Below are 11,285 nucleotides of genomic sequence, written 5' to 3' on the forward strand. Positions count from 1 at the left end.
AAGAAAACAGCCTGATTTTATCTACAAAAGCTTCTCATACGCTTAAATTCTATACACGAAAATAAAAAAAGCACTACTAGTAGCACTCAATTATAATTTATCTGTCGCTCCTTTATAGAGTCCTCACTGTAAATAAGGTTAACACTTGGTTGACAGTTTCTTGATCATCTCAACATGTTTCTAACTCTCTCTGACAATGCTGTAAAAAACAATTTTTATCTGAGCCTTTTCCGACTTTACTTACAGTTAGTCACTTTAAGTTAGAAAAGCAGTTCCGCATCGAGTTCAATAGGAACTGAAGCCAAAGCTTTAGAAACTGGACACGTTACCTCAGTTTCTTTTGCTAACTTTTGAAATTCATCATCCGAAATTCCAGCAATCTTAGATTGGTTTTTCAGATGAATCTTTGTAATTGCAGGACCATCTGCAGTTACCGCAAAAGTCACATCTGCTTGTGTGTAAATGTTATTGACCTTGTAACCTTTTTCGCTCAAAAGCAGTGAGAAAGCCATGCTAAAACAAGCGGCATGCGCTGCACCTAAGAGTTCTTCAGGTGTTGTTATCGATGCAGAATGCTCTGCACGCGCTTCGAAATTATAAGGTGTGTCAGTAAATACTTGTGAAGAGTCCAGACTGATTGTGCCTGAGCCATTTTCTAAATCGCCTTGCCATTGTGCGGATGCTGTGGATACATTTGCCATATATTTCTCCTTTTTCATAGTGTAAATAGTTCGATAGCTTCTACTCCAAGTATAGGTTTTTATTATGCCCTTTTCAAGAAATTGAGCTCAGACTTATTTGACATTATCTGAAAATAAATGTAGAATTTGAACTATCAGAAGAGTAACTTTTCAAAGAATTCTTTAGGAAGTTGGCGGCGGTGCAAGCCAATGTTTTCGGAAAAGTGAATGGGCTGATGATAACAGATGATTTTAAGCAATATAAATCACGGCTGCTCCCGTTAACAAGGCACTCGTTCCCATGACGAGCTAGAGGAAATTCTTAAGGGATTTCGAATTACGGTGGTACCGCGTGATAACGCCCGTAGAGCATTTTTACAATGCTTTATGGGCGTTTTTTGTTATAAAAATTCATACATCGAAAAAGGAGAGAACTATCATGAATAAACCTACAATCTTAACTGGCGATCGTCCTACAGGCAAACTCCATATCGGACATTATGTTGGCTCACTTAAAAATCGTGTGCTTCTACAAAACACAGGAAAATATAACATGTTTGTTTTCCTTGCCGACCAACAAGCCCTCACCGATCATGCCAAAGAACCTGAGAAAATTATCCAATCTGTCGGCGATGTCGCTTTAGATTATCTGGCTGCTGGTCTTGAACCTGAAAAATCAACCATTTTTATCCAGTCCCAAATTCCTGAGTTGGCTGAACTTTCAATGTATTACATGAATTTAGTCTCTCTAGCACGACTTGAACGCAATCCTACAGTTAAGACAGAAATCGCACAAAAAGCCTTTGGCGAATCTATTCCTGCTGGTTTCTTAGTTTATCCTATCGCTCAAGCCGCAGATATTACAGCCTTTAAAGCAAATCTTGTTCCTGTAGGAAACGACCAAAAGCCAATGATTGAGCAATGTCGTGAAATTGTGCGCTCTTTCAATAATGCATACAACTGTGATGTCTTGGTTGAACCTGAAGGACTTTATCCAGAAAATGAAGCCGCGGGCCGTCTTCCTGGTCTTGACGGCAATGCCAAAATGTCTAAATCACTTGGTAACGGCATCTATCTGGCTGACGATATGGATACGCTCAAAAAGAAAGTGATGAGCATGTATACAGATCCCGACCACATCAAGGTTGAGGATCCAGGTAAAATTGAAGGCAATATGGTCTTCCATTATCTGGATGTCTTTGGACGTGAAGAAGATGCTTCTACTATCGCTGAGATGAAAGCACATTATCAAGCTGGCGGCTTAGGAGACGTAAAAACAAAACGCTATTTACTGGATATTCTTGATCGTGAACTCTCTCCAATTCGTGAACGTCGTATCGCATTCGCAAAGGACATGGGTGCTGTTTATGACATGCTCAAAGAAGGCTCAGAAAAAGCACGCGCTGTTGCTGCAAATACCTTATCTGAAGTAAAATCAGCCATGGGTATTAACTACTTCAACGACAATAACTTATGACAAGTCAAGAAAAAATTGCTGCCTTTGCTCAGAAAATCCATAAAGACAATAATGACGGGCATGGTTTTGATCATATCAGCCGTGTCGTCAAGCTCGCGAAACAAATTCTCGATACTGAACCTCTTGCAGATTCTGATTTAGTTATTGCTGCTGCTTACTTGCATGATAGCTATGATGAAAAAATTTGCTCAAATGTAGCCCAACAAAAGCAAGAGATTGCCTCCTTCTTGACTTCATTAGATTTTTCTAAAGAAAAACAAGATAAAATCTTTTACATCATCGACAACATGAGTTATTCTGCCAATCTTTTGGAGAAAAAAGAACTCGATATCAATGGTCAAATCGTCCAAGATGCTGATCGTATTGACGCGATGGGCGCATGGGGAATTGTACGTACTTTAGAATATGGCTGGTCTAAAGGGCGCACCTTATATGACCCCACCATAAAGCCGCAACATTTTTCTAATAAAGACAACTATCATCAAAGTAAAGGGACAACACTTAATCATTTTTACGAAAAACTCTTTCTCCTCAAAGACTTTTTAAATACAGAAGAAGCCAAAAAAATGGCTAAAAAAAGGGATAAAATCATGCATGATTTTGTGGCTGCTATTGAGGAAGAATACGACATTTAGAAAGGCAGGTATTTCAGCTGTGGCTTTTGAAAAAAACTCTCCTCCTCAGGACACGTGTCTTATCTTTGCACATAGAGGTTCAAAATGTAATCGCCCTGAAAACACTTTGGCAGCTTTTCAGGAAGCTCTGCATGTAAACTCAGATGGCATCGAACTAGACGTCCACCTGTCTAAAGATAATCAGCTGGTCGTCATTCATGACGAAAAAGTTAATCGAACAACTTCTGGAAGAGGTCGTGTTTGTGATATGACCTTAGCCCAATTAAAACAACTCGATGCCGGCTCTTGGTTTGACAAAGCTTTCCACAAAGAAAAAATCCCTACTTTAGAAGAAGTTCTGGATTTACTGCTAAAGGAAAACTTTGCAGGCTACTTGAACATAGAGATTAAGACCGATATCATAAATTATCCTGGCATTGAAAAACAGCTCTTTACTTTGATGAACACTCAAACTTTTCCCTTTAAAGTTATCTACTCTTCCTTTAATATAAATACGCTTCGCAACCTACACGCATTAGGCATTAAAGACGAAATCGCCTACCTTGCAGGAAAAACCTTTCAAAGAGTAGACCTCACTGTAATAGAAAGATTTATTACAAGCCTTCATTTGAAAAAAAATTATGTTTTTAGACACAAGAAACTGTTAGCACCAGACAATAAACCGATTCGGCTTTGGGGCATTCATTCAGAAAAAGACATGTGCCTAGCCTTTCAGCATAACATATCTGGAATCTTCACAGACTTTCCCGAAAAGGCACTTAAAATTCGAAAAAATCAGTCAAATTAAGATAAAACTCATTTCATTGTAAACATGCTCTACGCATGTTTTTATATATAGAAAAAATTCACAAACTTTATTATAAAATTGTATAAGAGTCGCTTATGATAGCGGAGTCATTTTCCTTTACTTTCTATTTCACAAGGGATATAATGAATTTGTATGTGTTAAATGGGAAATACATTTGACATATATTTCTAATGAAAGGAGAATCTATGCAATATATTAATTATCTCGGGCAAGATGCCTATACCAACATTGCGATGGATTCTTGGTTATTAAATAATCTAAAAGCAGAGGAGCCTGTTTTTGCCCTTTGGCAAAACAAGCGTGCTGTTATCGTTGGACGTAACCAAAATACTTTTGCTGAGATAAATCAAGATTATATTGATCAACATGATATACAAGTTGTACGTCGCGTATCTGGTGGCGGTGCTGTCTACCATGACGAGGGAAATATTTGTTTTACATTTTTTGTCCCTGTAGCCAGTTCAGCCCAAGTTAACTTTCATCAATTTGTAAAACCAATGTATGATGCACTTCGCTCTCTTGGGATTGAAGCTGAAATCACTGGAAGAAACGATCTTGAAATTGCTGGAAAAAAAGTTTCTGGTAATGCACAGCGTTATGCCGGTGGTTACCTTATGCACCATGGTACTTTACTCTGGGATACCGACGTGGAAGCGATGATTCGCTCACTCAATGTCTCTGATGAAAAGTTTGTCTCTAAAGCGGCTAAATCTGTACGCGCACGTGTCGGAAATATCAAAGACTTTGCACCTGATTTGACTTTGGATACTTTTATTGATGCACTCAAATATTACTTAACCAATCAAGGTAAAGATGGCGAATATATTCTGAGCGATGAACAGCTGGCTGGTATAAAAGCTGCACGCGATGAACAATTTTCAACTTGGGATTGGAATTATGGTGAAAGTCCTAAATTCAGTTTCAACAATCATGCCAAATTTACTGGTGGGTCAATCGATATCCAAGTTGATGTTGATAATGGTCTGATTACTGATATTAATTTCTTGGGGGATTTCCTGGGTGTCCGTGACTGGCGTGATATCAAACAAGATTTTATCGGTCTTCCGTTTAATCCAGATGCTGTACTTAAGGTTCTAGAAAAGAACAAAGAAGGACAATATTTTGGAACAATTGAAAACAATGAACTTTCACAGCTCTTCAAAGCTGATGAATTGGTTTAAAAAACGAGAATGAAGAAGAAAGGGAGATATTTATGTCAAACAGCACAAAAATCCTCGATTTCAAAAAACAATTAGAATTACAAGACAGCGCGTTTCCGACGCTCCAAATCTTAGACGAAAACGGAAAAATCGTTGACGAAGAGGGCCTTAAGCGTGCCGATCTTTCAGATCAAGATTTAGTAGAACTTTTTAAAAACATGCTGCTTAGCCGTCAAATCGACATCCGTTGCATGAAACTTGCAAAACAAGGACGTATGGGATTCTTTGGACCCACTGCAGGTCAAGAAGCTTCTCAAATGGCTTCTGCTTTTGCATTCACTGATGAAGACTGGCTTTTCCCAGGTTACCGTGACTTGCCACAGATTTACGCTAAAGGCTGGCCAATCTGGAAAGGGCTCCTCTGGTCTCGTGGACACCAACTCGGTAACGAGTATACAACAGACGAAGGCGCTGAAGTAAAATCTTGGTTCCCACAAATCATTATCGGTGCACAGTATATTGAAGCAGCTGGTGTCGCTTTAGGACTGAAAAAGCGTAAAAAAGATGCCGTTGCCTTTGTTTACACTGGTGATGGTGGTTCTTCTCAAGGGGACACTTATGAAGGGATTAACTTTGCCTCTGCTTACAAAGCACCACTTGTTGCCTTCATTCAAAACAACGGTTATGCGATTTCAACGCCACGTGAACTCCAAACAGCAGCTCCTCACTTGGCAGCTAAAGGTTGGGCAGCTGGTGCACCCTCTATCGTTGTCGATGGTAACGATGCTATTGCGATGTACTTGGCAGCTAAAGAAGCACGCGCTTGGGCGGTTGCTGGTAACGGTCCAGTCGTTATTGAAGCCCTTACTAACCGCTTGGAGCCTCACTCAACAGCTGGTGATGACCCACTTCGTTACCGTAGCCAAGAAGGCCTTGATGCTTGGTGGGCGAAAGAGCCATTGCTCCGTATGCGCACTTACTTGACTGAAAAAGGTATCTGGGATGAGGCTCAAGAAGAAGCTTATATCGCTGAACTTGATGCGCGTATCGATGCAGACATCAAGAAAGCAAACAATGTTGAAAAACAAAAAATATCAAGTTTCTTGAAAAATACACTCGAAGTACCTAGCCAAGTAATGGTTGAGCAAATTGCAAAATTTGAAAGTGAGGGCAAGTAAACATGGCAGTAAAAACTTATATTGCAGCAATCACAGAAGCGCTTGACTTGGCGCTTGAACGTGACGAAAATACATTAATCTTCGGTGAAGACGTTGGGCAAAATGGTGGGGTATTCCGTGCAACTGATGGACTCCAAGCAAAATATGGTGAAGACCGTGTCTTCAATACACCACTTGCCGAATCTGGTATTGGTGGTTTGGCAATTGGTCTCTCAACTCAAGGCTTCCGTCCAATCATGGAAATCCAGTTTGGTACATTTGTTTATGAAGTTTTTGACTCCATTGCTGGACAAATGTCGCGTACACGTTATCGTTTCAACAACACACGTCATAACCCAATTGTTCTCCGTACACCTTATGGTATCGGTACAAAAACACCTGAAATGCATGCCGACTCTATCGAAGGTCTCTTTGCTCAAATCCCTGGGCTCCGTGTTGTTATGCCATCAAATCCGGCTGATGCTAAAGGTCTCCTTTTGGCAGCTATTGAAAATAACGACCCTGTAATGTACCTCGAAAACTTGCACCTTTACCGTTCTATGAAAGGGGAAGTCCCGGAAGGTTACTATACTACACCTTTAGATCAAGCAGTTGTTGCCAAAGAAGGTTCAGACGTTTCAATTATCGCTTATGGTGGTACAGTTCCTTTGGCCCTCAAGGCTGCTGAGCAACTTGAAAAAGAAGGGATCAGCGCGGAAGTTCTTGACTTGCGTACAGTGTCACCTCTTGATATCAAATCAATCGGTGAGACAGTTGAAAAAACTGGACGTGTTGTTGTCGTTCAAGAAGCACAACGTACAGCAGGGATTGCTGCTAACGTTATGGCGGAAATCTCAGAACGCTTTGTTCTGTCACTTAAAGCACCTATCGGTCGTGTAGCTGGGCCAGATTCTATCTTCCCATTTGCTCAAGCCGAAAACGACTGGGCAGTTAAAGCAGATGATATTGTGAACAAAGTGAAAGAGGTAGTAAATTATGACTGAAATTTTTAAAATGCCTGATATCGGCGAAGGCATGCATGAAGGGGACATCGCCAACTGGCTTGTAAAAGTCGGTGATGTCGTTAAAGAAGACGATCCCGTAGCCGAAGTACAAAACGATAAGCTCATGCAAGAAATCTTATCCCCTTACTCTGGTAAGGTAACAAAACTTTTCGTTGAAGCTGGAACAACCGTTGAAGTTGGCGCGCCACTTATCGAATATGATGGAGATGGCTCAAGCGAGGCAGCGCCAGCTGAAGCAATTCCTGATACTGCTTCAGAAGCTCCTTCAAGTGAGGCTCAAATCTTTACTATGCCTGATATCGGTGAAGGCATGCACGAAGGCGATATCGCCAACTGGCTGGTGAAAGTCGGAGACGATGTCAAAGAAGACGATCCAGTCGCTGAAGTTCAAAACGATAAGCTCATGCAAGAAATCTTGTCTCCTTACTCTGGTAAGGTAACAAAACTCTTTGTTGAAGCTGGAACAACTGTTGAAGTTGGCGCTCCACTTATCGAATATAACGGTAATGGTTCTACAGCCGCCCCTACTTCAGCTCCTCAAGCAGCTCCAACAGCAACTGCCGATGCAGCACCTGCTGCTCCAAAAACTGAAGGTGGTGCCACAACACGTACAACTGCAGACGGTCGCGTTCTTGCTATGCCATCTGTACGCCATTATGCGCGTGAACACGGTATTGATTTAACACAAGTTCAAGCCACAGGTCGTCACGGTCACACAACTTTGGCAGATGTCAAAGCCTTTGCTTCTGGCGCAGCTGCTCCTAAAGCCGCAGCTCCTGCTGAGGCTACGCCAGCTCCTAAGGCTGATACAGCTAAACCTGCTGCTCCTAAACCAGCTCCAGCTCCTGTACAAGCAGCTGAAGGTGATCGTCGTGAGCCAATGACACCAACGCGTAAAGCTATCTCAAACGCGATGAGTACACAAAATGCAAATATCCCTGCGGTTACTAACTTTGACCAAGTGGAAGTTTCTAAACTTGTTGCTCACCGTAAAGAATACAAAGAAATTGCGGCTAAACAAGACGTTAAACTTACTTACCTTGCTTACGTAACTAAAGCCTTGGCTGCTACAGCTAAGAAATTCCCAGAAATTAACGCTTCTATCGACGGTACAGATATTGTTTACCATAACGATGTAAACATCGGTATCGCCGTAAATGCGCCAAGCGGACTTTATGTACCTGTGATTAAAAATGCCGATAAGAAATCAATCTTTACCATTGCTAAAGAAATTTCTGAACTCGCTGAAGCGGTACGTACTGGTTCTATCAAACCAGACCAAATGCGCGGTTCAACAATCACAATTTCAAATATTGGTTCTGCCCGCGGTACCTGGTTTACACCAATCATCAATGGCTCTGACGTTATGATTCTCGGTCTTGGTTCAATCGTTAAAGAACCTATCGTTAACGCTGAAGGCGAATTAGCTGTTGGTCAAAACATGAAGCTTTCTGTAAGCTATGACCACCGTCTTATTGATGGTATGCTCGGACAAGGTTCATTGAACTATCTTAAGAGTCTTTTGGCTGATCCAGCTTACATGCTCATGGAAGTTTAAGAAGAAAAGAGGAAAGAATAATTATGGTTGTTGGTGCACAAGCCACTGAAGTAGATACAGTTGTCATCGGTTCAGGCCCTGGCGGTTACGTTGCGGCGATCCGTGCGGCTGAACTCGGTAAAAAAGTTGTTGTTATCGAAAAAGATAACGTAGGTGGGGTCTGCCTTAATATTGGTTGTATCCCTTCAAAAGCCTTGATTAACGTGGGACATCACTATCAAGACGCTCTTAAGCAAGAAGCAGGCAAAAGTCCGTTTGGTCTTTCTAACGGTGAAGTAAATCTTGATTGGGCGGCTGCTCAAGCATGGAAAGATGAAAAGGTTGTGAAACAACTCACTGGCGGTATCGCAATGCTTCTGAAAAAGCATAAAATTGAGTTGATTAAAGGAACAGCTGAATTCATTGATAATGAAACAATCAACGTAGAACAAGAAGACGGTTTCCAACTCTTGAACTTCCAAAATGCGATTATCGCGACAGGTTCACGTCCAATTGAAATCCCAAGCTTCCCTTACGGCGGACGCATTATTGACTCTACAGGTGCGCTTAACCTTAAGGAAATCCCTAAACATTTGATCATCGTTGGTGGTGGTGTTATCGGTTCTGAACTTGGTGGTGCTTACCGTATGTTAGGTTCTAAAATCACTATCGTTGAAGGCTTAGACCACATCTTGAATGGTTTCGACAAAGAAATGTCTGATATCATTGCTAACCGTGTAAAAACTGCGGGTTCAGAAATCTTCACTTCTGCTATTGCAAAATCTGCGACTCAAACAGATACAGACGTTACTTTAACTTTCGAAGTAGATGGTAAAGAACAAACAGTTACTGGTGACTACTTGCTCGTATCCGTAGGCCGTCGTCCAAATACTGACATGTTAGGACTTAACAATACTGACGTTAAGTTGACAGATCGTGGACTTATCGAAGTCGACGATTCATTCCAAACTTCTGTACCACACATCTATGCTATCGGTGACGTTGTTCCTGGACCAATGCTCGCACACAAAGCATCATTCCAAGCCAAGATTGCTGCTGCTGCCATTGCAGGCGGAGAAGACGCTGTAGACTTGCATATCGCTCTTCCTGCTGTTGCTTATACAACAACAGAGTTGGCTACTGTAGGTGAAACACCTGAATCTGTCAAAGACCGCATGGACCAAGTGAAAATCAGCAAATTCCCATTTGCAGCTAACGGTCGTGCTATCTCAATGGATGATACAACAGGTTTCATCCGTTTAATTACAGATAATAAAGAAGGTGCCGTTATCGGTGCTCAAATCGTTGGTCCGGGGGCTTCTGACTTGATTTCAGGTCTTGCTCTAGCCATCGAAAATGGTTTGACTTCGAAAGACATTTCATTAACTATCCAACCTCACCCAACACTTGGTGAAGCGATTATGGATACAGCTGAAATTGCTGATGGCCTGCCTATCCATATCTAAGTACATAAAAAGCATCGAATCGATGCTTTTTTATGTACGCTCGTTTTTCATAACATCTGCCCAATCTTTCATACTGTCTAAAAACTTCTTGGGTTTTAAATGAATCCCCACATATTCATCATAGAGTCCATCAATGAATAAGCGAATCTTCTGCTTCATCTCCTTCTTCACAGATATTTTTTCAAGCTGATCCAAAGATATTTCTTGAAAAAGATTGACCAAATAGATGACATTAGGATCCAACTGCAAACGTCGCATATCCTCATCAAAGTGATTTTTACAGAGACAGGCATTGAACTTATAAGAGTAATCAAAAGGGCCTTGTTGACTATGACAAAAAGCACATTCCTTACAGTTCAAACCGACCCCAAAACGATTTAAAACCTGTAACTCAAAAATATTAGTAATAATTTCCTTATCAAATCCTTGGTTCAGCAAGTCCAAGCACTTAATCAAAAAACCATATAAGGCTGGATCATACTGGTTATCAGGTATGGCTGCATCGGCTAAACTAATGATATAGGAAGCGTGAGCATTAAGAAAAATATCCTCACTGATATGCTTGTACATGACTGTCTCACCTACATCATCAAGAAAAGAAAGGCCTATATCATTGATTGTCCCTGTAAAATTAGAGGAAGTAAAATTTTGAAGACTACTAGAATACTTAGAATGAGCAAAATTTTTGACAAAAAACATGCGCTTGCCAAAAGATTCTGTAAAAATCTTGACCAACTTGTCCTTTTCACGATAATTTTTAGTATACAGGACAATCCCGCGGGTTTCAACACTCTTCATTCTTATATTGTAAAATCTGCAAGATAGTTTTGTCAAGGGAAGCGAACGATAATCCAGCAGGATAAAAATATTTGAGATGTGCCACATTTGGCATATTGAATCGTCTGAATAATATATAATATTCAGATTGGGTTAAGTTTGGCTTGTTACCCTATTAACAAGAATAAATATGACAGTCTTTAGGAGGACACCATTTATGAAAATGACCCGAAAATCAATCCGACGTCAAAACTGGAAGAAAAAGATCGCCTTGGCAGCAGTGACCTTAACACTACTAGGAAGTACTTCTTATGCTCGTCAAGTCTTTGTTCCTGGTGGGTGGAACACACTCTATTCCGAAAGATTCACTCCCACAATTGGACGATCAAGAGGTTATGATAATGCCCGAACCAATCGCAGACACTACAGTTGGGTTAGAGCACACACTGGGGAATACGGACGTAGCTCAACTGTTCCTGCTCATCACATTTCCTATGCCCGAGTTATAGCTCCTTGGAATGCGCGTTATAATGGATGGTACATAAATTCTTAAGGAGTAAATC

The 11,285-nt window shown here is 40.9% G+C and carries 11 protein-coding genes and 1 other annotated feature; of the genes, 9 read left to right on the forward strand and 2 right to left on the reverse strand.

Going from position 1 to position 11,285, the window contains the following annotated elements; genetic code table 11:
• Positions 1-260: 260 nt before the first annotated feature.
• A complete protein-coding gene (locus tag NFR51_RS06480; RefSeq protein ID WP_251712919.1) occupies positions 261-701 on the reverse strand; it encodes an OsmC family protein in 441 nt (146 codons plus the stop codon).
• 126 nt (positions 702-827) lie between these two features.
• Positions 828-1,049: a binding site (T-box leader), on the forward strand.
• Positions 1,050-1,119: 70 nt separating this feature from the next.
• Here NFR51_RS06480 and trpS point away from each other — a divergent pair.
• From trpS to lpdA, 8 genes are all read left to right on the forward strand, one after another.
• Positions 1,120-2,157 (forward strand): tryptophan--tRNA ligase, encoded by a 1,038-nt coding sequence (gene trpS / locus NFR51_RS06485; RefSeq protein ID WP_251712920.1) that lies wholly within the window; start codon positions 1,120-1,122, stop codon positions 2,155-2,157.
• Entirely contained in the window at positions 2,154-2,792 is a 639-nt protein-coding gene (locus NFR51_RS06490) for an HD domain-containing protein (RefSeq protein WP_251712921.1), read from the forward strand. The genes trpS and NFR51_RS06490 overlap by 4 nt, the downstream gene beginning before the upstream one ends.
• Before the next feature lie 19 nt (positions 2,793-2,811).
• Entirely contained in the window at positions 2,812-3,579 is a 768-nt protein-coding gene (locus tag NFR51_RS06495; RefSeq protein WP_439108857.1) for a glycerophosphodiester phosphodiesterase, read from the forward strand.
• Between the two features lie 206 nt (positions 3,580-3,785).
• The gene (gene lplA, locus NFR51_RS06500) at positions 3,786-4,781 is read left to right on the forward strand and encodes a lipoate--protein ligase (protein ID WP_251712922.1); all 996 of its coding nucleotides are present in this window, start codon (positions 3,786-3,788) and stop codon (positions 4,779-4,781) included.
• A 32-nt stretch (positions 4,782-4,813) separates the two neighbouring features.
• A complete protein-coding gene (locus NFR51_RS06505; protein WP_251712923.1) occupies positions 4,814-5,938 on the forward strand; it encodes a thiamine pyrophosphate-dependent dehydrogenase E1 component subunit alpha in 1,125 nt (374 codons plus the stop codon).
• A 2-nt stretch (positions 5,939-5,940) separates the two neighbouring features.
• Positions 5,941-6,921, forward strand: a complete 981-nt coding sequence (locus NFR51_RS06510; protein ID WP_251712924.1) for an alpha-ketoacid dehydrogenase subunit beta — start codon at positions 5,941-5,943, stop codon at positions 6,919-6,921.
• Complete coding sequence (locus tag NFR51_RS06515; protein ID WP_251712925.1) at positions 6,914-8,500, forward strand: 2-oxo acid dehydrogenase subunit E2; 1,587 nt, start codon at positions 6,914-6,916, stop codon at positions 8,498-8,500. Before NFR51_RS06510 ends, NFR51_RS06515 begins: the two co-directional genes overlap by 8 nt.
• Before the next feature lie 23 nt (positions 8,501-8,523).
• On the forward strand, positions 8,524-9,945 hold the full coding sequence (gene lpdA / locus NFR51_RS06520; RefSeq protein ID WP_251712926.1) for a dihydrolipoyl dehydrogenase: 1,422 nt from the start codon (positions 8,524-8,526) through the stop codon (positions 9,943-9,945).
• A gap of 30 nt (positions 9,946-9,975) precedes the next feature.
• On the opposite strand, the gene recO is transcribed toward lpdA, so the two are convergent.
• The gene (gene recO / locus NFR51_RS06525; protein WP_251712927.1) at positions 9,976-10,743 is read right to left on the reverse strand and encodes a DNA repair protein RecO; all 768 of its coding nucleotides are present in this window, start codon (positions 10,741-10,743) and stop codon (positions 9,976-9,978) included.
• Positions 10,744-10,939: 196 nt separating this feature from the next.
• On the opposite strand from recO, the gene NFR51_RS06530 reads away from it, so the two are divergent.
• Complete coding sequence (locus NFR51_RS06530) at positions 10,940-11,275, forward strand: hypothetical protein (RefSeq protein ID WP_251712928.1); 336 nt, start codon at positions 10,940-10,942, stop codon at positions 11,273-11,275.
• Positions 11,276-11,285 lie beyond the last annotated feature (10 nt).

Origin of the sequence: Lactococcus ileimucosae (assembly GCF_943193185.1) — a bacterium.
In the GTDB taxonomy this organism is placed as follows: Bacteria; Bacillota; Bacilli; order Lactobacillales; family Streptococcaceae; genus Lactococcus; species Lactococcus ileimucosae.

Bases quoted from the DNA above. Each gene is read 5' to 3' on its own strand.
- NFR51_RS06515 (WP_251712925.1), top strand. From the start codon at position 6,914: ATGACTGAAATTTTTAAAATGCCTGATATCGGCGAAGGCATGCATGAA.
- NFR51_RS06510 (WP_251712924.1), top strand. From the start codon at position 5,941: ATGGCAGTAAAAACTTATATTGCAGCAATCACAGAAGCGCTTGACTTG.
- NFR51_RS06530 (WP_251712928.1), top strand. From the start codon at position 10,940: ATGAAAATGACCCGAAAATCAATCCGACGTCAAAACTGGAAGAAAAAG.
- NFR51_RS06505 (WP_251712923.1), top strand. From the start codon at position 4,814: ATGTCAAACAGCACAAAAATCCTCGATTTCAAAAAACAATTAGAATTA.
- lpdA (WP_251712926.1), top strand. From the start codon at position 8,524: ATGGTTGTTGGTGCACAAGCCACTGAAGTAGATACAGTTGTCATCGGT.
- trpS (WP_251712920.1), top strand. From the start codon at position 1,120: ATGAATAAACCTACAATCTTAACTGGCGATCGTCCTACAGGCAAACTC.
- recO (WP_251712927.1), bottom strand. From the start codon at position 10,743: ATGAAGAGTGTTGAAACCCGCGGGATTGTCCTGTATACTAAAAATTAT.
- NFR51_RS06490 (WP_251712921.1), top strand. From the start codon at position 2,154: ATGACAAGTCAAGAAAAAATTGCTGCCTTTGCTCAGAAAATCCATAAA.
- lplA (WP_251712922.1), top strand. From the start codon at position 3,786: ATGCAATATATTAATTATCTCGGGCAAGATGCCTATACCAACATTGCG.
- NFR51_RS06480 (WP_251712919.1), bottom strand. From the start codon at position 701: ATGGCAAATGTATCCACAGCATCCGCACAATGGCAAGGCGATTTAGAA.